The organism is Bosea sp. 29B (assembly GCF_902506165.1).
In the GTDB taxonomy this organism is placed as follows: domain Bacteria; phylum Pseudomonadota; class Alphaproteobacteria; order Rhizobiales; family Beijerinckiaceae; genus Allobosea.
The window spans coordinates 3,187,786-3,211,264 of sequence record NZ_LR733817.1; the positions used below are offsets into that span (position 1 = coordinate 3,187,786).

24 protein-coding genes are annotated in these 23,479 nt (G+C 67.7%); 14 read left to right on the forward strand and 10 right to left on the reverse strand.

Annotated features, from left to right (window positions below; translation table 11 throughout):
- The first annotated feature begins 16 nt into the window (after positions 1-16).
- A complete protein-coding gene (locus tag GV161_RS15490; RefSeq protein ID WP_152016541.1) occupies positions 17-715 on the forward strand; it encodes an alpha/beta hydrolase in 699 nt (232 codons plus the stop codon).
- Between the two features lie 48 nt (positions 716-763).
- On the opposite strand, the gene GV161_RS30930 is transcribed toward GV161_RS15490, so the two are convergent.
- A complete protein-coding gene (locus tag GV161_RS30930) occupies positions 764-1,906 on the reverse strand; it encodes an extensin family protein (protein ID WP_201303033.1) in 1,143 nt (380 codons plus the stop codon).
- A gap of 277 nt (positions 1,907-2,183) precedes the next feature.
- On the opposite strand from GV161_RS30930, the gene GV161_RS15500 reads away from it, so the two are divergent.
- The gene (locus GV161_RS15500; protein WP_152016542.1) at positions 2,184-2,891 is read left to right on the forward strand and encodes a glutathione S-transferase N-terminal domain-containing protein; all 708 of its coding nucleotides are present in this window, start codon (positions 2,184-2,186) and stop codon (positions 2,889-2,891) included.
- A 139-nt stretch (positions 2,892-3,030) separates the two neighbouring features.
- Here GV161_RS15500 and GV161_RS15505 read toward each other — a convergent pair whose 3' ends face one another.
- Genes GV161_RS15505 through GV161_RS15520 form a run of 4 tightly spaced genes read right to left on the reverse strand, consistent with a single transcriptional unit; the run spans position 3,031 to position 6,499 of the window.
- A complete protein-coding gene (locus tag GV161_RS15505; RefSeq protein WP_244624226.1) occupies positions 3,031-3,810 on the reverse strand; it encodes an ABC transporter ATP-binding protein in 780 nt (259 codons plus the stop codon).
- Positions 3,807-4,796, reverse strand: a complete 990-nt coding sequence (locus GV161_RS15510) for an ABC transporter substrate-binding protein (RefSeq protein WP_152016543.1) — start codon at positions 4,794-4,796, stop codon at positions 3,807-3,809. Before GV161_RS15510 ends, GV161_RS15505 begins: the two co-directional genes overlap by 4 nt.
- Positions 4,797-4,847: 51 nt before the next feature.
- Positions 4,848-5,654, reverse strand: coding sequence for an ABC transporter permease (locus tag GV161_RS15515; protein ID WP_152016544.1), 807 nt, complete (start codon positions 5,652-5,654; stop codon positions 4,848-4,850).
- The gene (locus GV161_RS15520; protein ID WP_152016545.1) at positions 5,651-6,499 is read right to left on the reverse strand and encodes an IclR family transcriptional regulator; all 849 of its coding nucleotides are present in this window, start codon (positions 6,497-6,499) and stop codon (positions 5,651-5,653) included. Before GV161_RS15520 ends, GV161_RS15515 begins: the two co-directional genes overlap by 4 nt.
- A gap of 122 nt (positions 6,500-6,621) precedes the next feature.
- Between GV161_RS15520 and GV161_RS15525 the strand changes: the two genes are divergently transcribed.
- The 3 genes from GV161_RS15525 to GV161_RS15535 all read left to right on the forward strand — a co-directional run bounded on the left by GV161_RS15525 (position 6,622) and on the right by GV161_RS15535 (position 9,476).
- A complete protein-coding gene (locus GV161_RS15525) occupies positions 6,622-7,320 on the forward strand; it encodes a hypothetical protein (protein WP_152016546.1) in 699 nt (232 codons plus the stop codon).
- A complete protein-coding gene (locus GV161_RS15530) occupies positions 7,320-8,099 on the forward strand; it encodes an SDR family oxidoreductase (RefSeq protein ID WP_152016547.1) in 780 nt (259 codons plus the stop codon). Before GV161_RS15525 ends, GV161_RS15530 begins: the two co-directional genes overlap by 1 nt.
- Before the next feature lie 132 nt (positions 8,100-8,231).
- Complete coding sequence (locus tag GV161_RS15535) at positions 8,232-9,476, forward strand: amidase (RefSeq protein WP_152016548.1); 1,245 nt, start codon at positions 8,232-8,234, stop codon at positions 9,474-9,476.
- 486 nt (positions 9,477-9,962) lie between these two features.
- Here the strand turns inward: GV161_RS15535 and GV161_RS15540 are convergent, their stop codons facing one another.
- Entirely contained in the window at positions 9,963-10,271 is a 309-nt protein-coding gene (locus GV161_RS15540) for a hypothetical protein (protein WP_152016549.1), read from the reverse strand.
- A gap of 182 nt (positions 10,272-10,453) precedes the next feature.
- Here GV161_RS15540 and GV161_RS15545 point away from each other — a divergent pair, with 182 nt between their 5' ends.
- From GV161_RS15545 to GV161_RS15555, 3 genes are all read left to right on the forward strand, one after another.
- Positions 10,454-11,422 (forward strand): TIM44-like domain-containing protein, encoded by a 969-nt coding sequence (locus tag GV161_RS15545; RefSeq protein WP_152016550.1) that lies wholly within the window; start codon positions 10,454-10,456, stop codon positions 11,420-11,422.
- A 258-nt stretch (positions 11,423-11,680) separates the two neighbouring features.
- Positions 11,681-12,487, forward strand: coding sequence for a 4-hydroxy-tetrahydrodipicolinate reductase (gene dapB / locus GV161_RS15550; RefSeq protein ID WP_152017477.1), 807 nt, complete (start codon positions 11,681-11,683; stop codon positions 12,485-12,487).
- Positions 12,487-13,110, forward strand: a complete 624-nt coding sequence (locus GV161_RS15555) for an alpha-ketoglutarate-dependent dioxygenase AlkB (RefSeq protein ID WP_193219582.1) — start codon at positions 12,487-12,489, stop codon at positions 13,108-13,110. The genes dapB and GV161_RS15555 overlap by 1 nt, the downstream gene beginning before the upstream one ends.
- Here the strand turns inward: GV161_RS15555 and GV161_RS15560 are convergent.
- The 3 genes from GV161_RS15560 to GV161_RS15570 all read right to left on the reverse strand — a co-directional run bounded on the left by GV161_RS15560 (position 13,102) and on the right by GV161_RS15570 (position 17,180).
- Positions 13,102-13,728, reverse strand: a complete 627-nt coding sequence (locus tag GV161_RS15560) for a trimeric intracellular cation channel family protein (RefSeq protein WP_152016552.1) — start codon at positions 13,726-13,728, stop codon at positions 13,102-13,104. The two genes, GV161_RS15555 and GV161_RS15560, sit on opposite strands and share 9 nt — an antisense overlap.
- A 3-nt stretch (positions 13,729-13,731) precedes the next feature.
- On the reverse strand, positions 13,732-14,349 hold the full coding sequence (grpE, locus tag GV161_RS15565; RefSeq protein ID WP_244624227.1) for a nucleotide exchange factor GrpE: 618 nt from the start codon (positions 14,347-14,349) through the stop codon (positions 13,732-13,734).
- A 95-nt stretch (positions 14,350-14,444) separates the two neighbouring features.
- A complete protein-coding gene (locus GV161_RS15570; protein ID WP_244624293.1) occupies positions 14,445-17,180 on the reverse strand; it encodes a [protein-PII] uridylyltransferase in 2,736 nt (911 codons plus the stop codon).
- Positions 17,181-17,537: 357 nt separating this feature from the next.
- Between GV161_RS15570 and GV161_RS15575 the strand changes: the two genes are divergently transcribed.
- From GV161_RS15575 to GV161_RS15600, 6 genes are all read left to right on the forward strand, one after another.
- The gene (locus tag GV161_RS15575) at positions 17,538-18,512 is read left to right on the forward strand and encodes an aliphatic sulfonate ABC transporter substrate-binding protein (RefSeq protein ID WP_152016554.1); all 975 of its coding nucleotides are present in this window, start codon (positions 17,538-17,540) and stop codon (positions 18,510-18,512) included.
- Positions 18,513-18,532: 20 nt separating this feature from the next.
- Positions 18,533-19,366 (forward strand): ABC transporter permease, encoded by an 834-nt coding sequence (locus GV161_RS15580; protein WP_152016555.1) that lies wholly within the window; start codon positions 18,533-18,535, stop codon positions 19,364-19,366.
- A gap of 7 nt (positions 19,367-19,373) precedes the next feature.
- A complete protein-coding gene (locus GV161_RS15585) occupies positions 19,374-20,156 on the forward strand; it encodes an ABC transporter ATP-binding protein (protein WP_152016556.1) in 783 nt (260 codons plus the stop codon).
- Positions 20,157-20,185: 29 nt separating this feature from the next.
- Positions 20,186-20,734 carry a GNAT family N-acetyltransferase gene (locus tag GV161_RS15590; RefSeq protein WP_152016557.1) on the forward strand — a complete coding sequence of 183 codons (549 nt, stop codon included), beginning with the start codon at positions 20,186-20,188 and terminating at the stop codon, positions 20,732-20,734.
- Between the two features lie 164 nt (positions 20,735-20,898).
- Positions 20,899-21,609 (forward strand): ATP-binding cassette domain-containing protein, encoded by a 711-nt coding sequence (locus GV161_RS15595; RefSeq protein ID WP_159650270.1) that lies wholly within the window; start codon positions 20,899-20,901, stop codon positions 21,607-21,609.
- A gap of 45 nt (positions 21,610-21,654) precedes the next feature.
- Positions 21,655-22,164, forward strand: coding sequence for an OsmC family protein (locus GV161_RS15600; protein ID WP_137884437.1), 510 nt, complete (start codon positions 21,655-21,657; stop codon positions 22,162-22,164).
- A gap of 9 nt (positions 22,165-22,173) precedes the next feature.
- Here GV161_RS15600 and GV161_RS15605 read toward each other — a convergent pair whose 3' ends face one another.
- A complete protein-coding gene (locus GV161_RS15605) occupies positions 22,174-23,415 on the reverse strand; it encodes an MFS transporter (protein WP_152016559.1) in 1,242 nt (413 codons plus the stop codon).
- Positions 23,416-23,479: the final 64 nt, after the last annotated feature.

Consider the following 23,479-nt stretch of genomic DNA (forward strand, 5'->3'; position numbering starts at 1 on the left):
ATCAGTGGAGGACGCGATGAGTGCCAAGCCGACCATCGTTCTCGTTCATGGCTTCTGGGGCGGAGCCGCTCACTGGAGCAAGGTCATCGTCGAGCTGGCCCGGAAGGGCCATTCCGAGCTCCGTGCGGTCGAGATGCCGCTGACCTCGCTCGTCGACGATGCCGAGCGCACGCGCAAGATGGTGAAGCAGCAGGCGGGGCCGGTGCTGCTGGTTGGCCACTCCTATGGCGGTGCCGTCATCACTGAAGCCGGCGACCTGCCGAATGTCGCAGGTCTCGTCTACATCGCCGCCTTCGCACCGGATGCGGGCGAGAGCCCGGGCGGCATCAGCCAGGCGACGCCGCCGGCGGCGATCGCCAATCTTTCTCCCGACAGCGACGGCTATCTCTGGATCAACTACGACAAGTTCCACGAGAGCTTCTGCCAGGACCTGACCGCCGACGAGGCGCTCGCCATGGCCGTGGCGCAGAAGGCGCCGCTGGCGTCGACCTTCGGTGATACGATCACGGCACCAGCCTGGAAGGCGAAGCCGAGCTGGTATCAGCTCTCCACCGACGATCGGATGATCCATCCGGACAACCAGTATCGCATGGCCGAGCGGATGAAGCCGCGCCGCATCCTGACACTCGATGCCAGCCACGCCTCCCTGGCCTCGCGGGCAGGCGAGGTGGCCGCCCTGATCGACGAAGCCGCTCGCGAGGTTGCCAAGGTCTGAGAGGCGGGGTGATTGCGGCGACCCGCATGGCAGGTCGCCGCGTCAGTCTCACCGCCGGATCGATCCGGTCTGCTGGCCCTGCGGCCGGTAGGCGAAGGGGTCGTTGCGCGGATTGATCGGCGGCTCCTCGCCCGGCTGGGCGCTGTCGATGATGCCGTTGCCTTCCTCGTCGCCGACGATCAGCTCCTCCGTCGGTGGCGTCGAGCCCGGCAGCTGCAGCGGTCCGCGCATCTCGCTCGGCGTCGGCTGCGGCTGGTAGCGCTGGCTCATCTGCGGCGCCTCCTCCTCGATATAGCGCCGCTGGCCGTCGAGCCCGCCATGCTGCTGGTGCGCGACCGGATAGCCGCCGCTGACCGCGCCGGGTGGACGCAGGCCGCCGCTCGGCTGGCGCAGCAGGCCACCCGATCCGCCCGCCACCATCGGCGGCGGCAGGCTCTGGCGCGTATCCTGTTGCTGCTGTTGCAGCGCCATCCGATCCGGCCGCGCCGGGTCCGGCGGCGGCAGGTTGTAGTTGGGCTCGTACTTGATCACCGGCTTGCAGATGTGCCGGCCCTTGGAGTGGCGCGCCAGGTCGATATGGAAATGGTCGTAGTGCATCGGATCGGCGCCGGGGCCGAGCACGGTCGAGAAATGCTCGCAGGCACCAACGAAGATCTCGCGCAGGAAGGCTTGTTCCTCGGGCGCGCCGCGCCAGCCATCCTTCACGGTGACGACGCGGTTGTCGTTCAGCCGGAAGGAAAAGACGTCGACGGCATTGCCGAAGGCATGCTCGGAGGTGCGGCTCGTGCCGGTGCCGTTGTTCATGGCGCGGCAGGAATAGGAGCCGGCGCGGATCTCGATCACCTGCGCGCCGAGCACATTCATCGCTGCCGGCTGCACCACCTCGGTGAACCATTTGTCGGTGGTGGCAACCACCGGGCAGGCCAGGGTCGCATTGCTGGTCAGCGCGACGCTGCCATTGGCGAAGGCCGCGACCTTGAGCGGCTTCTCCATGCCGCAGGTGCCGGGGCCATCGATCGCCTTGCCGCGCAGGCTGACATAGGCGGAGAGCTGCACCTGGCCCGAGGACAGGCACTGGGCTTCAGCCTGGTCACGCCAGGGCGCGCGCTGCGGCTTCTGGAACTTGCCGCAGCCGGCAAGGCCGGCGCCGATGACGCCGAGCGCGAGGAGAGTGAGATGAACGCGACGCATGACAGATCAAATGCGAGGCGTTGGGTGAACGGTTTGTTGACCGGCTGCGTCCTGGAAGCCACGGCGCGATTAACTTTGCCGATGGCGTTAAGCGGTGGTTAACGCAGCGCTTTTTCGTCGATGCGAATCTTAACCTCTGCATTTCGGAATTGCCTTGGCGATTGGGCGATCCTGCAAGGACGAAGCGGTTGCGCCGTGCTTCCGGCCGCAGCAATCTGCCGCGCAACGTCATGGCCCTTGCGCCGCCGGCGTCCCGCCATCCGAGGATATCCCTGAGATGCCTGATCTTTCCGCTTTTCCGATCACGCAGCGCTGGCCGGCCCAGCATCCCGACCGGCTCCAGCTCTATTCGCTCCCGACGCCCAATGGCGTGAAGGTCTCGATCATGCTGGAGGAGACCGGCATCTCCTATGAGCCGCACCTGATCGACATCGGCAAGAACGAGAGCTGGACGCCGGAATTCCTCTCGCTCAACCCGAACGGCAAGATTCCCGCGATCATCGATCCCAATGGCCCCGGCGGAAAGCCGTTCGGCCTGTTCGAATCTGGCGCGATCCTGGTCTATCTCGCCGACAAGGCCGGCAAGTTCCTCCCCGTCGATCCGGCCCGCCGTTATGAGACCCTGCAATGGGTCTTCTTCCAGATGGCGGCGATCGGCCCGATGTTCGGCCAGGTCGGCTTCTTCCATAAGTTCGCCGGCCGCGAATACGAGGACAAGCGCCCGCGCGACCGCTACGCCAATGAGAGCAAGCGACTGCTCGGCGTGCTCGAGACGAGGCTTGCCGGGGGCGACTGGCTGATGGGCGACGAGTACACCATCGCCGACATCGCGACGCTCGGCTGGGTCCGCAATATCGTCGGCTTCTACGGCGCCGGCGAACTGGTCGAGTACGACAAGCTCAAGCTCGTCCCGAAATGGCTGGAGCGTGGACTTGCGCGTCCGGCGGTGCAGCGCGGGCTGGAGATCCCGAAGCGGCCGGGCTGAGGCTCGCATCGTCCGTCATGGTCGGGCTTGTCCCGACCATCCACGTCTTACTTCAGCGCATGCCGTGCTCAAGACGTGGATGCTCGCCACAAGGGCGAGCATGACGGCGGAGTAGCGGGCCGCACGTGGGTGCTGCACTTCAATACTTGATCACGCCGAACCGCCGGAACGCATCATGGATGCGATCTGCATAGGCGTTGAAGCTCGGATAGTCGCCGAGATGGGCCGGGCGTGGCCGCGGCAGTTCGATCTTGATCTCGTCGACGACCCGCCCGGGCGTCGGCGACATCACCAGCACCCGGTCGGAGAGGCCGATCGCCTCTTCGATCGAATGAGTAATGAAGACCACCGTCTTGGCCGTCTCCAGCCAGAGCATTTCGAGATCGTGGCGGATCTGCGTGCGGGTGATCGCATCGAGCGCCCCGAAGGGCTCGTCCATCATCAGCACCGACGGGTTGTGGATCAGCGCGCGTGCGATCGAGACGCGCTGGCGCATGCCGCCGGAGAGCTGCTTCGGATAGCGGTCGGCCGCATGGCTGATGCCGAGCTTGGCGAAAAGCTCGAGCGCCCGTTCCCTGGCCGGCGCCAGCGGCAGGCCGCGGATTTCGGCCTGCAGCATGACGTTTTCAAGTGCTGTTCGAAATTCCAGCAGCAGGTGGTCCTGGAAGACGATGCCGATATCGGTCAGCGGCTCGGTGAGCGGCTTGCCGTTGACCAGCAATTCGCCGCCGCTGGTCGGGATCAGCCCGGCCGCCATCAGCATGAAGGTGCTCTTGCCGCAGCCGGACGGGCCGATCAGGCTGACGAATTCGCCGCTTCGGATGTCGAGCGTCAGGCCATCGACGGCCGTGAAGCTGCCGAAGGTCTTGACGATGCCGCGCCCCTGGATCGAGGCGGCGCTGGCGGCCGTCGCGCTCACGAGCAGGCCGGCGCCGAGGCCGGCAGCAGCTCGGTCGTGTAGTAGTCGCTGATCGGCTTGTCCTTGGGCAGGCCGAGATACTGCGTCAGCAGGTCGAAGCTCACGCTCCAGTTCTTCTCCGGGACCTTGCCGAGCGAGGTCGCGCCGGGTGCGCAGAGCAGCTTGTTGACGACGTCGAACTGCGCCAGCACCTGCGCCTTCTTCACCGAGGGGAATTGCGCGACGACGGCATCGGCCGCCGCGTCCGGGTTCTTGCGGGCGGCGTCCCAACCCTGGAGGCTCGCCTCGATGAACTTCTTGTAGAGCTCGGCATCGGCCTTGATCTTGTCGTCGCGGGCGATGATCGAGAGCCCGACGGTGGGCACGCCGACATCGCGGTAGAAGATGTCGCGGACCTTGAAGCCGCGTTCGCGGATCTGCACCGAGTGGAAATCGGCGCCGCCGAGGATGGCGTCGACCTTCTTCTCAAGCAGCGCGCCGACGAAGGCGCCGGGATCGATGTTGATGACGTCGACCTTGCCCTTGTCGATGCCGTTGCTGGCGAGGATCGCGTCGAGCAGCGTCGTCTGGGCCGTGCCGGGCTGAACCGCGAGCTTCTTGCCGACGAGGTCCTTCGGCGAGGCGATGCCGCTCTCCTCCAGCGCGATGATGGCAAAGCCATTGGTCTGCAGCACCGGCGCGACGATCTTCACCGGCGCGCCCTTCGTCCGCAATTGCATCGCCGCTGGCGCATCGGCGAAGCCGACATCGGTCTGTCCTGTGGCGACCATCTGCGCGGTGGTGCCCGAGCCCTTGCCTTCCTCGATCGTCAGGTTGATGCCGGCCTTCTCGTAGAGGCCCATCTGCTTGGCCATCATGAAGCCGGCATTGGGCGCGGCGGCGAGGAAGTTCAGCGTGATCTTCATCGGCTTGCCGGTTTGGGCGAAGGCGATGCCGCTGCTCAGGGCGAGGATGGCTGCGCTGGTCAGCAACGTTCTGCGGTTCATGATTGTCTCCTCCCTAAGATGCCGGTTGGCTCCGGCTGGATGACGATCGGATCAGCCCTTGCGCTGCCAGGGCATCAGCAGCACTTCGAGCCAGTCGACGAGGTAGCTGAACAGGATGCCGACGGCCGACAGCGCCACCAGGCAGGCAAAGATCAGCGGCATGTCGAGGAAGCTCGTGCCGCGCAGAAGCAGGTAGCCGAGGCCGGCATTGGCGCCGACGAATTCGCCGACGATCGCGCCCGTCGCCGCGAACACGGCCGAGACCTTGAGGCCCGAGAAGATATAGGCCAGCGCCGCCGGCACCCGGACATAGCGGAAGGTCTGCCAGGCGGACGCGCCCATCGAACGGGTCAGATAGAGCACCCGCTCGTCCAGGGCGCGGAAGCCCGTCATGCTCGCGACCAGCGTCGGGAAGAAGCAGAGCAGGAAGGTCAGCAGCACCTTCGGGAACAGGCCGAAGCCGAACCAGACGACGAAGAGTGGCGCGATCGCGATCTTCGGTACGAGCTGGAAAAAGACGATCACCGGATAGATCGCCTTCTCCAGCAGCTTCACCGAGACGATGACATAGCCGAGCGGGATCGAGATCACCGCCGCCATCAGGAAGCCGAGCACGATCTCGTTCGCCGTCACCAGCGTATGCCGGAAGATGTCGGCGCGATCGATCCACAGGCGCTCGAAGAAGGCGCTCGGAACGGGGAGGATGTATTCGGGGATGCCGGCCATCGGCACCAGCAACTGCCAGGCGATCAGCAGCACGGCGAAGCTCGCCAGCGGCCAGGCGATCGCCGAGGCCCAGGCGGCGGCCTTGCCGGGAGCCTGTGGCGTGGTAGCCGTGGTGGCGCTGTCGCTGCTCATGCTGATGTCTCTGTCGGCAGCACGCGCAAGGCTGCCTCGGTCGAAACGGCGGGGAGGGCGCCGATCTGCCGCCGCCTGAGCGGCCAGATGGTTGCCATCTCCGTTGCGGCCGTGGCGAGCGCCGTCGCGATCTCGCTGCGGCGCACCTCGTGCATGCGCGGCAGCGGCCCGGCGACGCTGAGTGTGCCGGCGACCGGCGCGCTCGGATCCGGCCCGGCCCGGAAGGTTGTCGCCATCGCGACGGTGCCGATCTCACCCTCCTCGACCGCCAGCGCGTAGCCGCGGCTGCGGGTCTCGCCGAGATGCTGCCTCAAGGCATCGACATCGCCGAGCGCGTTCGGGCCGGTGCGTCCCTCACCGTCGAAGCCACGCGCGCAGACGATGCGCAGCGCCTCCTGCTCCGGCAGCGAGGCGAGCCAGGCCTTGCCCGTTGCGGTCGCATGCAGAACAGGCCCCATCCCCATCGGCGGCTCGTAGCGCAGACCGGCGGTCGCTCCTTGTGCGCGGGCGATCCAGGTCAGGCTCTCGCCCTCGATCACGGCGAGGCGGCAATATTCGCGGGTGGCGCGGGCGAGACCGTCCAGCACGATCTGGCCGGCATCGGGCAGGCCGCGCAGGTCGAGATTGCGGAAGGCGAGCTGCGACAGCTTCAGGGTCAGTCCGTAGGCGCCCGATTGCGGGTCCTGCGTGACGAAGCCGCGCTCGCCCAGCGTCGCCAGCAGCCTGTGGGTCGCGCTGACCGGCAGGTCGAGCCGCTCGGCGAGCACGGTCAGGTCGGCGCCGTCGGCCTCGTCGGCCAGCGCCTCCAGCAGCTTGAATGCGCGCTCGACCGCCGCGATCGTCACCCGTTCCCGCCCTTGCTCTGATTAAAATTGGAAATCATTTCCAATTTGGATTTCATTTTCGTATAGAGAGGAGGCGAGGCCAAGTCAACGCGCCCCGCAAGACGAGCCCGGTGGAGGGGACGATGAGCCTGGCAGGTGAGGGAGCGGTCGCGATCTGGCACGACATTGCGCCGGAGGGCAGGGCGGAGTTCTATGCCTGGCATGGCGAGGAGCACATGCCTGAGCGGGTCGGCATCCCCGGCTTCCTGCGCGGTCGCCGCTATGTCGCGATCGACGCCGACCTCGAATTCTTCAACCTGTACGAAGCGCAGAGCGTCGAGGTGCTGAAGGGGCAGGACTATACGACGAGGGTCAACGCGCCGACGCCCTGGACCTTCTCGGCGGTGAAGCATTTCCGCTCGGTGGCACGCGCGATCTGCCGCGTCTCCCACACCAGCGGTCCGGCTCAGGGTGGGCTGATCGCGACCTTGCGCTATGACGTGCCCGACAACATCGCCTCCGCCCACAAGGCGGCCTTGCTGCGCGGGCTCGTGCCGGACCTGCTCGCCACGCGTGGCGTCGCCGGCGTCCACCTGCTGACTGCGGATGCGCAAGCGAGTGGCGTCGCCACTGCCGAGCAGAAGGCGCGCGGCGTCGACAATGCCGTGCCGCGCTCGGTGCTGCTGCTCGAGGGCTGGGGCGACGAGGCCGAATTCATCGCGCTGGCGCGCGAATCCCTATCGGCCGAGGAGTTGCAGGCCCTCGGCGGCGAAGGGCCGTTCTCGCTCGGCCTCTACCGCCATCAGATCACCCGGACCAAGACCGCCTGGAGCGCCGGCTGATGAGCACGCGCTATGATCTCTCCGGCCGCCATGCGGTCGTCACCGGCGGTGCCGGCGGACTCGGCCGTGGCATCGCCCACGCGCTGATCGAGGCCGGCGCCAGTGTCACCCTCTGGGACCAGGATGGAGACAGCCTGGCGCAGGCCATTGCCGAGCTGGGGCGCCGGGCGAGCCAGCGTCAGCTCGACATTCGCGACCTGCACGCGGTCGATGCGGCGGCCGATGCTGTGATCTCCGCCCATGGCCGCATCGACATCCTGGTCAACAATGCCGGCGTGCTCGGCGAAGTCAGGCCGATCTGGGAGACGACGCCCGACAACTTCCAGCGCGTGCTGCAGGTCAATCTGTTCGGCGCCTATCTGGTGACGCGGGCGGTCGTCGGCCGGATGCTGAGACAGGAGCCCCGGCGCTCGCCGGATGGTCATCCGCTGCGCGGCCATGTCGTCAACATCGCCTCGATCCAGGGCAAGGAAGGCATGGCGATGGCCGCTGCCTATTCCGCCTCGAAGGCAGGCTTGATCGCGCTGACCAAGAGCGTCGCCAAGGAAACGGCGAAGGAGGGCATCGTCGTCACAGCGGTGACGCCCGCCGCCGCCGAGACGGCGATGGCGAAGGAGATTTCGGCCGAGCGGCGCGCCGACATCATGTCGCGCATCCCGATGGGGCGCTTCGTCGAGGTGGCGGAGGTGGCGCGGCTGGTGCTTTGGCTCTCCAGCGACGACTGCTCCTTCTCGACCGGCGGCATCTTCGACCTCTCCGGCGGTCGCGCGACCTACTGAGCCGCGCGCTTCAGCGGCGCACCGGCTGCATACCCCGTCTGCGGGGGGACGTTCCCGGCTTCCTTTCGGCACTTGGCCTGTGCCAGCATGGCTGCATCGGCGGCCCCGCTGCGGGATTCCAGGAACAGATCCATGCTTTCGGTTCGCGATATCGCTCGCCGCGTCGCCAATGGCGCGATTTCCGCCCAGGCTGCCCTTGCCGACAGCGAGCGACGAATCGACGAGCGCGATGGCGACCTGCGCGCCTTTGCAGCCCGCCCTGAAACTCTTAAGGCAGGCGAGGGGCCGCTCTCCGGCATCGCCGTCGGGGTCAAGGATATCATCGACACCGCCGATCTGCCGACCGGCATGGGCGCTGCGATCTATGACGGCAACCAGCCCAGGGCCGATGCGCCGATCGTGATGGCGCTCAAGGCAGCCGGTGCGACCGTCGCCGGCAAGACGCAGACTACCGCCTTCGCCTTCCTCGATCCCGCCCCGACCCGCAATCCGCACGATCCCTCGGCAAGTCCCGGCGGCTCCTCTGCAGGCTCGGCAGCGGCTGTCGCCGCCAGCCTCGTGCCGCTCGCGATCGGTACCCAGACCGGCGGCTCGGTGATCCGTCCGGCCGCCTATTGCGGCGTCGCGGCGATCAAGCCGTCCTATGGCCTGCTGCCGACGGTCGGGGTGAAGCCCTTCTCCTGGTCACTCGACACGCTCGGCCTGATGGCCGCCAGCGCCGACGATCTCGGTTTTGCGCTGGCAGCGCTGACCGGCCGGCCCGATCTCGACGCATCCGAAGCCAAACTCGATGGGCTCAGGCTCGGGCTCTGCCGACAGGAGTTCACCGACCGGCCGGAGCCGTCCTGCGAGGGGGCGCTGCAACGCATCGCCGATTTCGCCCGCAGGGGCGGTGCGACCGTTCTGGATATCGCGACGCCGGCCGAGCTCGCCGAGACCTTCCAGGCTCATGGTCCCCTGCAGAACTGGGAGGCAACGCAGGCGCTCGCCTGGGAATACGCCAATCATCGCGAAGACCTGCCGCCGAAGCTGCGGGCCTATCTCGACGAAGCTCGCGCCACTACGCCTGACGATTACGACGCGGCCCGCGGCACTGCCCGGCGCGGCCGGCATACGGCCGAGCGCTGGTTCGGTGAGGTCGATCTCGTCCTGACCTATGCCGCGCCGGGCGAGGCGCCGGAGACGCTCGCCTCGACCGGCGATTCCAAGTTCAACCGGCTCTGGACGCTGCTCGGCACGCCCTGCCTGACCGTGCCGCTGATGCGAGGCCCGCGTGGCCTGCCGGTCTCCTTCCAGCTCGTCGGCCGCTTCGGTGACGATGCCCGCGTCATCGCCGTGGCGCGGGCGCTCGAGCGCCTGATCCTGATGCCGGCATGACGATCTCTCGGCGAGATCTGGGTCCTGGTCCCGCATGGGACAATATTGCGCTGCAACAACTTCGGCTTGATTGTGGCGGAAAGGATTTATGCTGCACTCGACAATACTAAAAGCTTCTGCCTGGAAGGTCTTGTCCGGGACTATCCACAAAGCAGTTCAATGATTTAACCACTGATTAAGAACGCTTCTCTGGTGCGGCGCTCGCTGCGGCGACACAGCCACTTGCGGTGGCCGCCGTTTCTGCTAGCTTCCATGTCAGGTCAATGACAAAGGAGGGTTCACATGAACCTCACGCTAAGTCTCGACCGGTTGGCCATGGGAGCAGCTTTCGCGCTGGTTCTGGCGATCGTGATCGGAGCGTTCTGACGGGGAAGTCAGTCTCGAGTCGAAAAAGACCAATAAGCCAATTGGAAAGCGTCGCGGGAGAGGCCCTGCGGCGCTTTTCCTTTGGGGCTCGTCAGATCGGGGGCGGTCCGACGAGGCCGCTCAGCTTTCCGGACAGGGATTTTCCGTCACTTCCCAGGACATCAGATTGGTGACGCGGCCGCAGGTGGCCAGGCGGCGGCCCATGGTGGTGCGGATACAGGACATGCTGCCTTCCGCGATCTTCTTGCCGTCGTTCCAGCAATAGCAATACGGCTCGGGCGCCTGTGCCAGGCGCGGCCTGTCGAGGGCGACGGCTCTCTCCTGCGCCATGACAGGGGAGGCCGACAGTAACAGGATCGTCGCAGAAAAAGCCGACAACAGCAGCGTTGCGGCACCAGAGCGCGGTAGCCTCCGAGGGGATCGGACCATGGCTCGCTCCTGTCGTTCGCTGGATCAGCGTGACGGTGCGGAAATGGTAGCATAGTGAAGCCGGCAACCCAATATGATCAGGGCTTGTCCGTCGAAGGTTCAGGTCAGACCCACCTTGCGAAAGTCGTACGACCCAACCATATTTCGGGTCCAGTGAGCCGATCCCGGCTCCGGGAGGAACCATGTCACTGATTTCGCTCGCCCGTCGTGGACGTGCAATCGCCCTCATCGCTGGCGCTCTTCTGCTGGTGCCGATCATCGCCGAGGCCGCTCCGGGCGGCCGTAGCATGGGCAGTCGCGGCTCGCGCAGCCAATCGCAGGTCGCGCCGACGCCGACCGCGCCTGGCTCGTCGTTCCAGCGCAGCCCGACTCAGGCGCCCGGCACGTCGGCCGCTGCCCCGGCTGCTGGCGCAGCGGGTGCCGCCGCCCAGGCGGCCCGCCCGTCCATGGCGCGCAGCCTGATGATGGGCGTCGCCGGCGGTCTGCTTGGTGCCGGCCTGTTCGGTCTGCTTTCGGGCGCCGGTTTCGGCGGTCTCGCCGGTATGCTGGGCCTGCTCTTCCAGGTCGCGCTGATCGGTGGCCTGATCTGGCTGGCGCTGCGCCTGTTCCGTCGCCGCAGCGAGCCGCAGCTCGCCAGCGCCGGTGGGCCGCTGAGCCGCGAGGCCTATCAGCCGCAGCCGGCCGCGCCCGCCATGGGCGGTCTCGGTGGTGGTGCTGCGGCGGCGTCTGCCGCCAAGCCGGTCGAGTTCGAGTTGCAGGGTGCTGACTACGGCACCTTCGAGCGCCTGCTCACCGAGGTTCAGGCCGCGATCTCCGATGAGAACATCGCGCGCCTGCGCCAGATCACCACGCCGGAAATCTCCGGCGCTCTCGAGGAAGAGTTCGCCGACAACGCTCGCAAGGGCCTCATCGAGAAGGCTGCCGAGGTCAAGTTGCTGCAGGGCGACCTCGCCGAATCCTGGCGCGAGGACGGCTATGAGTACGCGACCGTCGCGATGCGCTTCAGCCTGCTCACCGCCATGGTCGAGCGCAATGGCGGCAAGGTCGTCGAAGGCCATGCCACGATCCCGCGCGAGGTCACCGAGCACTGGACCTTCGTGCGTTCGCGCGGCGGCGAGTGGAAAGTCACGGGAATCCAGCCGGTCGAGTAGAGCCCGTTCCGATCAGCTTGCATTGCAAGCTGATCGGGAAAACGGCCTCTAAACTCAAGTGAGAGACGGATTCACCGATCAGGTTATTTCAACCTGATCGGATCCGGCTCTCCGGCGACGACACGACACCCGAAATCTGCACGGCCGGGCTTCGCCCGGCCGTTTTTCGTTTCGGCCGACGTAGAAGCGCCCTATAGGCATCTCTAGCGTCGGCGTCCGGCGCCTGCCTTGGCTATCTGGAGCTTCACCATGAGCGACATGCGTCTCGTCGTCGTCGGCGCCGCCGGCCGGATGGGCCGCACGCTGGTCAAAGCGATCCATGATACGCCCGGCTGTGTCCTCTCCGCCGCGATCGAGCGGCCGGGCTCGCCCGCGCTCGGACAGGATGCAGCGGTGCTGGCCGGCCTGCCTGCCGGCGGCGTCCTGGTCAGCGACGATGCGCTCGCCGCCTTCGTCGAGGCCGAGGGCGTGCTCGACTTCACCACACCGGACGCCACCGTGGCCTTCACTGGCCTCGCCGCTCAGGCCCGCATCGTCCATGTCGCCGGCACCACCGGCATGGAGCCGCAGCATCTGGCGAAGCTGGAGGCTGCCTCGCGCCATGCCGCGATCATCCGCTCCGGCAATATGAGCCTCGGCGTCAACCTGCTGGCGGCGCTGGTGCGCAAGGTCGCGGCGACGCTCGGCACCGACTGGGACATCGAGATCGTCGAGATGCACCATCGCATGAAGGTCGATGCGCCCTCGGGCACGGCCGTCCTGCTCGGCGAAGCGGCGGCCCAGGGCCGCGCCGTCGAACTCGCCGAAGCCCGCGTCGCGGTGCGCGATGGCCAGGTCGGCGCCCGCCAGCCCGGCACGATCGGCTTCGCCGCCCTGCGCGGCGGTACCGTAGTCGGCGACCACAAGGTGATCTTCGCCGGCGCCGGCGAGCGGCTCGAGCTCGCCCATGTCGCCGAGGATCGCAGCCTGTTCGCGCAGGGCGCGGTCAAGGCGGCGCTCTGGGGTCGCGGCCGCAAGCCCGGGCTCTATTCGATGGCCGACGTGCTCGGCCTCGACAAATTCTGATGACCGCGCTCGCCGTCGCGCCTGGCGTGACGCATTGGCCGGGTTATCTCGATCCGGCCGAGCAGGCGGCGCTGGTCGCCGAACTGCGCGAGGCGGCGCGACAGGCGCCGTTCTATGTGCCGCGCATGCCGAAGACCGGAAAACCATTCTCGGTCAAAATGACCAATTGCGGCGCGCTCGGCTGGGTCTCGGATGAGCGCGGCTACCGCTACCAGCCGCTTCACCCTGAGACCGGAGCGCCCTGGCCCCCGATCCCGGCCCGGTTGCTGCGCGCCTGGGAGGAGCTCGCGGGCTATCCGCACCAGCCCGAGGCCTGTCTCGTCAATTTCTACGAGCCGAGTGCGAAGATGGGCCTGCATCAGGACCGCGATGAACAGGAGTTCGATGCGCCGGTGCTCTCGCTCTCACTCGGCGACACCGCCGTCTTCCGCATCGGCGGCACCAGTCGCGGCGGCAAGACCGTCTCGCTGAAGCTGGCCTCGGGCGATGCGCTCGCCTTCGGCGGCGAGGCGCGGCTCGCCTTTCACGGCATCGACCGCATCCTTGCGGGCTCGTCGAGCCTGCTGCCGCAAGCCGGGCGGATCAATCTGACCCTGCGGCGGGTGACGAAGCCTTCAGTTTGAAGGCTTGGGCGCATCGTCGCCCGGCAGTTTCGGGAACGACCAGCCGAACAGGAGCGGGCCGGCCCGCAGGCCGAAGCCGGCAGCGAGCCCGCCCAGCATGACCAGCATCGGGGCAAGGCCCATCTGCGCGAGGCCAACCGTCGTGGCAGCTCCTGCGGCTGCGGCGGTGACGTAGAAGTCGCGGCTCCACAGCACCATCGGCCTGTCGCCGGCGAGGAGGTCGCGGATGATGCCGCCGAAGGTCGCGGTCATCGCACCGAAGGCGATGGCGGAGGGGATCGGCACGCCGGCGGCCAGGCCCTTCTGCGCGCCGACCACGGCAAAGAGTGCGAGCCCCGCGGCATCCGCCCAGATCAGCAGGCGCTCGGCGCCCCAGCCGTCGAGCATGCCGGGCTTGAAGTAGGCGATTGTCCAGGCTGCCAGAGCGACGGCCGTGCACAGCATCACATCGGACGGCGCCTCGATCCAGAAAACGCGCCGGTCAAGCAGGAGATCACGCAGGGTGCCGCCACCGACGCCGGTGGCGAGCAGAATGAAGCCGAATGGGTCCATCCGCTTGCGGGCGGCGACCAACGCCCCGGTCAGGGCGAAGACGACGACGCCCGCAGCCTCGAGCACCTGTCAGTTCGCCGGCTTATCGCCGGCATCGGCCGCCGGGTTCTCCGAACCGTTGGCGACAGGCTTCGGCGCGCCGGCGGAGACGCCGACCAGCGCCGGGCGTAGCACCCGCTCGCCGATCTTGTAGCCGGTCTGCACCACCTTCGAGACGAGACCCTTGGCGATGCCGGCGTCGGGCGCTTCGAACATCGCCTGGTGCAGGTTCGGGTCGAACTTCTCACCCTGCGGGTCGATCTTGCGCACGCCATGGCGCTCGAGCGTCTTCAGGAGTTCGCGCTCGGTCAGCTCGACACCTTCGACCACGGCCGACAGTGCAGTGTCGGCTGCGGCGCGGGCCGTCTCCGGCACGCTCTCCAGCGCACGGCGCAGATTGTCGGCCGAGCCGAGCAGGTCGCGGGCGAAGCTCGTCACGGCATAGGCCTTGGCGTCGGAGATCTCGCGCTCGGTGCGTCGGCGCAGGTTCTCCATCTCGGCCAGGGTGCGCAGCAGCTTGTCCTTGATGTCGTCGCGCTCGGCTTCGAGCAGGGCAACGGGGTCCGGCGTCTGCGTCTCGTTCGCCTCGGTCGCGTCCTGGGCCTCGGTTTCCGGCTTCGGATCGTCCTTCGCAGGGTTCTGCGTCATTCCATCATCCCAATCGTTTATCGTCATGCATCATTGCGGCGCGGCCTGTCGGCGCACCGGCTTCGCTGCCGATATCGGGCTTCGGCCGGGCGAAATCAAGCGCGAGCCACGGCCTTCGCCTTGCCCGAGGCCTGCTTGTCGAGCTCCGCCGTGAACACGGCGAGCAGCGCCTGGCGAATCACCAGCTGGCGGCCGGTCGAGGTGATCTTCGCTCCGGTGAGGTCGGTGACGTAGAAGACGTCGACCGCCTTCTCGCCGAAGGTCGCGATATGGGCCGAGGCGATGTTGAGGTTGAGCTTCCCGATCGCGGTAGTGAGGTCATAGAGCAGGCCGGGCCGGTCGAGGCCGGAGACCTCCAGCACCGTGTGCCGCGACGACAGGACATTGTCGATGATCACCTCGGGCGCGACCTGGAAGGTGCCGCCGCGTGGTGGCGGGGCCCGGCGCTGGGCGACGAGGTCGGCGATCCTGATCTCGCCCTTGAGGGCGCGTTCGATCGCCGCGGCGATCCGCTCGGCCCGACGCAGCTCATCGTCGTCGCGCTCGAAGGCGCGCGAGACGAAGATGGTGTCGAGCACCAGCCCGTCGGTGGTGGTGAAGATCTGCGCGTCGACGATGTTGCCGCCGGCCGCCGCGCAGGCGCCGGTGACGATGGCGAGCAGGCGCGGATGGTCGGGCGCCAGCACGGTGAGCTCGGTCACGCCGCGGAACTGGTCGGTCTCGACCCGTGTCGCCGTGGTGCGGCCGGCAACCTCAGCCTCGCGCAGGAAGCGGGCATGCTGCTCCTGCCGCTCGGGCTCGACTTTGAGCCAATAGGCCGGATAGTGCCGGGCGAGATAGGCGGCCCGCTCCTCGTCCGTCCAATCGGCGAGGCGCGCCTCCAGCGCCTGCTGCTTGCGCTCGACCCTGGCCTTGCGCTCGATGCCGGAATGGCCGCCGGCGAGCACGACCTCGGTCTCGTAATAGAGCGTGCGCAGCAACTGGCCCTTCCAGCCGTTCCAGACACCGGGGCCGACCGCCTTGATGTCGGCGACGGTCAGCACCAGCAAGAGCTTCAGCCGCTCCAGCGTCTGCACGATCGCAGCGAAGCTCTCGATCGTCTTGGGGTCGCCGAGATCGCGGCTCTGGGCGATCGTCGACATCACCAGATGGTTCTCGATCAGCCAGACCACCGTCTCGGTCTGCGCATCGGTGAGGCCGAGCCGCGGGCAGAGCTTGCGGGCGATGCGGGCGCCGGCGACCGAATGGTCCTCCGGCCGGCCCTTGGCGATGTCGTGCAGGAACAGCGCGACATAGAGCGCACGCCGGTTGGTGATGGTCGCGAAGATCGAGTTCGCCAGGGGGTGCTCGGCTTCGAGCTTGCCGGCATCGACCTCGGCGAGGATGCCGATCGAGCGGATCAGGTGCTCGTCGACTGTATAGTGATGATACATGTTGAACTGCATCATCGCGACGATGCGGCCGAAATCCGGGACGAAGCGGCCGAGCAGCCCGGATTCGTTCATCCGCCGCAGGACCGCCTCGGGCGAGCGCCGCGCCGTCAGAATCTCCAGGAAGATGCGGTTGGCCTCGCGATCCTGCCGCAATTGCGGGGTGACGAGCCGCAGCGACTGCGTCACCAGCCGGCTGGTGTCGGGGTGGATGGCGAGATCGTCGCGGCTGGCGATCTCGTAGAGCCGCAGCAGGTTGACCGGGTCGCGCTTGAAGGCGTCGTCGTCGATCACGGCGAGGCGCTGGCCCTGCAGAGTGAAGTCGGGATGGCCGAGCGCGCGCACGCGCCGTCGCTTGGTGAAGGAGCCGATCAGGCTGGTCAGGCTGGCGCGCGGCTTCTGCTGGCGCGCCTCCAGCGCCGCGCAGACGATCGCGGTGAGGTCGCCGACATCCTTGGCGACGAGGAAATAGGCCTTCATGAAGCGCTCGACCGGGGCCTGGCCGCTACGGCCGGCATAGCCGATCGCGGCTGCGACCTGGCGCTGCAGGTCGAAAGAGAGCCGCTCCTCTGCTCGCCCGGTGATGAAATGCATCCAGCAGCGCACCCGCCAGAGGAATTCCTCCGAGCGCTGGAACATCGCGAATTCGCGCGCATCGAACAGCCCGGCTTCGACCAGCTCGGCCGGATCGTCGACGCGATAGGAATACTTGGCGATCCAGAACAACGTGTTGAGGTCGCGCAGGCCGCCCTTGCCATCCTTGACGTTGGGCTCGACCAGATAGCGCGACGAGCCGGCGCGGGCGACGCGGGCCTCGCGCTCGGCGAGCTTGGCCTCGGTGAAGATCGCGGCGGTGCCCTCGGCGATCTCGGCGCCGTAGCGCCGCTGCAGATCGGCGAACAGGGCGGCATCGCCGCAGACCAACCGCGCCTCCAGCAGCGCGGTGCGGATCGTCATGTCGGCCCGCCCCTCGCGGATGCAGTCGTCGACCGAGCGCACGGAATGGCCGACCTTCAGCTTCAGGTCCCAAAGCGGATAGAGCATGGCCTCGACCACGCTCTCGCCCCATGCGGTCTGCTTGTCTGGGAAAAGAAAGAGCAGATCGACATCGGAGCCCGGCGCCAGCGTGCCGCGGCCATAGCCGCCGACCGCGACGACGGCGATGCGCTCGCCGGCGGACGGATTCTCGACCGGATAGAAATGCCGCGTCGCTGCGACATGCAGGCTGGCGACGATGCTGTCCATCACACCGGAGAGCCGCTTGGCGCAGGCGAGGCCGTTGCGCGACTTGGTCAGGATGTCGCGGGCCGACTGGCGACCTTCCTCGAGATTGTCGCGCAGTGCGTCGACCAGCGCATTGCGCAGGTTGTCGCGATCGCCCTCGTCGAACTGTCGCGCCAGCTTGCCGACCGCGGCCGTGGGATTGTCGATGAATTCGGCGAGGCGGGGGACTGGCTTGTCGGGGGAGGGCGGCACTGAACGAGGCTCTTCGAGACTTTCGGCAGACGCGGCGATTGCCGATCCCTAGCACGAACCAAGCCAAGCGCGGAAACATAATTTAACAAGGAAATTATGTGAAGTGATGGATATCACGCAATCTTGCGTCTTGTTTGACAAAGAGAACGATTGAACCTATCAATCGGACACGCGCCGATTTGAGCCAGCAGCTTGCGGGCGCGAAACAAGTGCAGCTAAAGCGGGGGCGCCGGAGGCCGATTGCTTCCACCCCTTCGCATAAGTCGATCGAAGGGGAACGCCATGTCGACTATCTCATTCTCGACCCGCCGCGCCGTGCTCGCCGGTCTTGCCGCAGCTTCGCTCGCCTTTGGCAGCGCGCAGGCGCAGGCGCCGAAGGAGATCCGCGTCGACTACGCCACCTACAACCCGGTCAGCCTGCTGCTCAAGGAGCGCGGCATCCTGGAGAAGGCGCTGGAGGCCGACGGCATCAAGGTGCGCTGGGTGTTCTCGGCCGGCTCGAACAAGGCGCTCGAATTCCTCAATGCCGGCTCGCTCGATTTCGGTTCGACCGCCGGCGCCGCCGCGCTGATCGCCAAGATCAACGGCAACCCGATCAAGTCGATCTACGTCTATTCCCGGCCGGAATGGACGGCGCTGGTCACCGGCGCCAAGAGCGAGGTCACCAAGGTCGCCGACCTCAAGGGCAAGCGCGTCGCCGTTACCCGCGGCACCGATCCGCATATCTTCCTGGTGCGCTCGCTCGCCGAGGCCGGCCTGACCGAGAAGGACGTCAAGCTCGTGCTGCTGCAGCATGCCGACGGCCGGCTCGCGCTGGAGCGCGGCGATGTCGAGGCCTGGGCCGGGCTCGACCCGATGATGGCCGCCGCCGAGGTCGAGGCGGGCGCCAAGCTCTTCCACCGCAAGGCCGCCGACAACACCTGGGGCGTGCTCAACGTCCGCGAGGAGTTCGCCGAAAAGAACCCGCAGCTCGTCCGCAAGGTGCTCAAGGCCTATGAGGAGGCGCGCGCCATCGCCCTCGCCAACCCGGCCGAGGTCCGGAAGGCGCTGGTCGAGGCGACCAAGCTCTCCGACGCGGTGATCGAGCGCCAGCTCACCCGCACCGAACTGACCCACAGCACGATCGGCCCGGCGCAAGCCGAGACCATCCTCGCCGCGGGCCTCGCGCTGCAGCAGGCCGGCGTCCTGCCCGCCAATGCCGACGTCAAGGCATCGGTCGATGCGCTGATCGACAAGCGCTTTGCCGCGACCAACTGAGCGGGCATGATCCCGTCGCAATGAGTTCGATCGAGATCGCAGACGCCATCGACGGGAGGCCGGCCGCGCCCCGCGCACGGCCGGCTTCTCGCGTTGGCCTGCGGCTCGCCGGCTTCCTGTTGCCGGTCGTCCTCGCGATCATCTGGGAAATCCTGGTCCGGGCCGGCCTCGCCAATGGCCGGCTGATGCCGCCGCCGAGCGTGGTGGGCGCGACGCTCTGGCAACTCGCCGTCAGCGGCGAGCTTTGGACCCATGCGTGGGCGACGCTTTGGCGCGTTGCTGCCGGCTTCGGTATCGGCGCCGCCGTCGGCACGGCCTTGGGAGCCCTGACCGGCGCCCTGCCATTGGCGCGCGGCCTGCTCGACCCGACCTTGCAAGCCCTGCGCGCCATTCCCTCGATCGCCTGGGTGCCGCTCTTCATTCTCTGGTTCGGCATCTTCGAGGCCTCGAAGGTGGCGCTGATCGCGGTCGGCGTCTTCTTTCCGGTCTATCTCGGCGTCGCCGCCGCAATCCTCTCGATCGACCGCAAGATCGTCGAGGTCGGCCGCGTCTTCCGGCTCGGCCGGCTCGCCATGGTCAGGCGCGTGCTGCTGCCGGCGATCCTGCCCGACTGGTTCACGGCTTTGCGCGGCGGGCTCGGTCTCGGCTTCATGTTCGTCGTCGCCGCAGAGATCATGGGCGCGAGCGAAGGCCTCGGCTATCTCCTGGTCGACGGCCAGCAGCTCGGCCGTCCCGACACCATCATCGCCGCAATCATCGCCTTCGCCGTGCTCGGCAAGCTCGCCGATGGCCTGCTGCTCGGGCTGACCCGCCCCTTCCTCGCCTGGCAGGACACGGCCAGGGACAGGCTCTGAGGGCGCGATGCTGACCTTCAATCACCTCTCCAAGACCTATGCCGACGGCACCCGCGCACTCTCCGGCATCGATATCTCCGTCGCGGCCGGCGAGATCCTGGCGCTGGTCGGCGGCTCCGGCTGCGGCAAGACCACGCTGCTGCGCCTCGTCGCTGGGCTCGACCGGCCGAGCGAGGGGCGCATCCTGCTCGACGACGCGGCGATCACCGAGCCGCGGGCCGATGTCGGCGTGATCTTCCAGGAGCCGCGCCTGCTGCCCTGGCTCTCGGTTGCCGACAATGCCGGCTTCGGCCTCAGCCATCTCCCGGCGACGGAGCGCGCCCGTCTCGTCACCGGGGCGCTCGCCCGCGTCGGCCTCGCCGGCTATGAGGCGCGCTGGCCGCGCGAACTCTCCGGCGGCCAGCAACAGCGCGTCGCCATCGCCCGCGCCCTCGTCACCCGGCCCAAGCTCCTCTTGATGGACGAGCCCTTCTCGGCGCTCGATGCAACGACGCGCGCCAGCCTGCACGGCCATCTCCTCGCCCTCTGGGAGGAGAGCCGGCCGACCGTCGTGATGGTCACCCATGATGTCGAGGAAGCGGTGACGCTGGCCGACCGCATCGTTGTGATGCAACCCAGGCCCGGCCGCATTTTCGACGAGCTCGACAACCCGCTGACCCGCCCGCGCGACCGGCTTTCGCCGGCCTTCGAGGCGATCAAGCGCGAGGCGCTGCGCACGCTCGACCGCTCGCTCACCGACAGCGAGCCGCGCCAGCACAAGGCGGCCGAGAGCGCCGGCATGTGGTGGTAGGCGCCGCACGACCGTGGCAGCATCGGGCGATGGACACCGCGCCCATCCCACGCAGGACGATCGCGACCGCCCGGCTCGCCTTGCGGCCCTCGTCTGCGGCCGACGCGCAACGCGCCTTCGAGATCCAGTCCGACTGGGCCGTCACGCAGATGCTGCGGATGGCCTCCTTTCCACCCGCCCGGACCGAGATCGAAGCCTGGTTCGCCGATCATCCGCGCAAATGGGCGGCGGGGGAGGCTTATCGCTTCGCCGCGATGCTGGACGGGCGGATGATCGGGCTCGTCGACATCGATGAGATCGCCGATGGCGAGGGCGAGATCGGCTATTGGTTCGAGCAGGCGGCCTGGGGACAGGGCTTAGCCTCCGAGGCGGCGAGGGCGGTGGTGCGGTTCGCTTTCGCCGAAGCCAGGCTCCTGTCGCTCCGGTCCGGGCATGCGGCGGACAATGCCGCCTCGGGTGGGGTGCTGACCAGGCTGGGTTTCCGCTTGTTCGACCGGGCCGAGTGTCCCTCGCGTTCGCGCGGTGAAACCATCCTGCAATGCCGCTACCGGCTCGCCCGTGCCGACTTCCCTGACTGAGAGGGTCCGTTTGACAAAACGGACGTTCAGACCTTATGAAAGGACACGCGCCGATTTGAGCCTCAGCTTGCGGGCGCGAAACAAATGCAGCTAAAGCGCGGGACGACGGGACGGCCTTAAGGCCGTCGGCGCTCCTTCCGCCTTGTCTATGGATGGAGCCAGTTATGTCGGCTGATCTTCACGATCTTCCCCGTTCTCTCGATCACGCCCTGTCACGCCCGGCCGCTGGCGAGGTCGTCGCTCTGCTCGGCGCTCCCGAGGTGCGGGCGGCGGCGCTGCGTGGGTTCGCCGGCCTGAGGGTTGACGAAGGAACGGCGCCGACTGCCGAGATCGGCCTGCTCTGTGCCCGGCCGCACTTCTTCCCCTGGCTCGATCTCACCGAGAACCTTGCCTTTGCCTTGCCCAAGGCCTCCCCGTTCGAGCGCGAGGGTCTGATCGCCAATGTGCTGGTCCGCGTCGGTCTTGCCGCGCAGGCGACGCAGCGGCCGGGTGCGCTCTCGCCCGAAGAGCTGCTGCGGCTCGCCATTGCCCGCCTGCTGCTGGTCAGGCCGCGCCTGCTGCTGATCGACGAGCCCTTTGCCGGGCTCGACACCGAGGCGCGTGCACGGCTCGCCGCCTTCCTGCCGGAGCTCTATACGCAGGGGCGTCCCGCTGTCGTCATCGCTATCGGCTCGGTCGAGGATGCCCTGCGGCTGGCGGACCGCATCCTCGTCCTGCCGCAGCAGCCGGGCCCGGTCGCGTTCAGCCTCGACAACCTGCTCGCCCGCCCGCGCGAGGAAGGTTCCGTCGGCTTCGTTGCCCTGCGCCGCGAACTGCGCCGGGCGCTCGACAAGGAAGGCCGGCATGCCGCGCCGGAGGTGGAGGCGGCGGCCTGAACCGGCTAGACAGGCCGCGAACAGTTTTCGCTAGGGATCACGACCATGGACGTCACTGCGCTGCGCGCTCTGCAGGCCCCGCTCAAGGACAAGTATCGTGAGGCGCCCGATGCGGCGGTGATCACGCTGAAAGCCAAGGGCGAGCTCGACGACCAGCACATCGCCTGCAAGGTCGAGACCGGTCGGGCGATCGCGCTCGCCGGCCTGCATCCGGCGACCGGCGGCTCGGGCGCCGAGCTCTGCTCCGGCGACATGCTGCTGGAAGCGCTCGTCGCCTGCGCCGGCGTGACGCTGAAGGCGGTCGCGACCGCGCTCGAGATCGAGCTGAAGAAGGGCACGGTCCGCGCCGAGGGCGATCTCGATTTCCGAGGCACGCTCGGCGTCGCCAAGGACGCAGCGGTCGGCTTCAAGGCGATCCGCCTCTCCTTCGACGTCGAGACCGACGCGCCGCAGGAGAAGCTCGATACCTTGCTCAAGCTGACCGAGCGCTACTGCGTCGTCTTCCAGACGCTGAACGTGAAGCCGGAGCTCTCGGCCAATCTCGCACGGGCTTGATCGGCCTGATCAGGCCGGCAGCGGGCGTGATGATCCGTCCGCCTCCGTCGCCTCGGGTTCCTGCGAGATCGGCGCCGTCATCGGGTCGATGATCGCGAAGGGGCGCTCGGACATCTGCTCGGGCGCGGCGCGCTGGCGTATACGCAGCGCCGCCAGGGCGGCGAGCAGGGCGCTGATCGCGGCCATGAAGTAGATGAGCCCGTTGATGTCGAGCCGCGCCATCACCTGGGCGCCGAGCAGCGGGCCGAGCGCGGAACCGATGCCGCTGACCAGGATCAGCCGGCCGCTCACCGCGACGACGCGGTCCTGCGGCATGCGGTCGAGCGCATGCGCGACGCAGACCGGATAGAGCGTCGACATGAAGCCGCCGAGCAATGCGGCGACCGGCAGCACTGCGCCGAGATGGCGCGGCACGAGGTTGAGCGCGACGGCTGCCATGGAGAAGCCGAGCGCCAGCCCCGCGAGGACGATCCGGCGGTCGCCGCGATCGGAGAGGCGGCCGATCGGCACCTGGAAGGCGAAGCCGCCGAGCACAGCGACCAGCATGAACAGCGCGATCGTCTCCTGGGGGATAGCGTTCCGAGCCATCCAGGCCGGGAACAGCGCGTAGAAGGCGCTGCTGATCATGCCGGCGATCACGCAGCCGATCACCGAGATCGGCGCCTGCCGCGTCAGCTCGCCATAGGGCAGCGAGGCCTCTGACGGCAGTGTCGGCGCTTCCGCGCGTGTCGTGCTGACCATTACCAGCGCCAGCGCGAACAGCGCGACGATGATGTTGAACGGGACCGCGCTCTCGACCGGGAGCTTGCCGATCAGCAATTGCCCGGCGGCCAGCGCCAGGAAGGTGCCGACCATGTAGATCGAGAAGATGCGGCCGCGCTGTTCCGGCAGGGCCTTGGCGTTGAGCCAGCTCTCGGTGGTGATGAACAGGCCGACGCAGCCGATGCCGATCGCCATCCGGCAGGCGATCCAGCCCGCCGGCGAAACGAAGAGCGGCATCGCCGCAGTCCCGACCACGACCATGCCGGCGAAGGCCGCGTAGGCGCGGATATGGCCGATGCGCTGGATTACGCGCCCGCAGCCGACGGCGCCGATGGTGAAGCCGATGAAATAGGCGCTGAGTACCAGCCCGGTCAGCGTCGGGCCGAAGCCCTCGCTCGTCAGGCGCAGCGACAGGAACGTGTTGAAGAAGCCGTTGGCGAGCTGCACGAGGCTCGTCGCGGCGATGAGCGTTCCGATCTGCACGAGCACGGCTGGCGGCCTCCGATGCGGTCTGGGAAGGCCTGCAACTCAACGCCGGAATGTGATCTCGCCA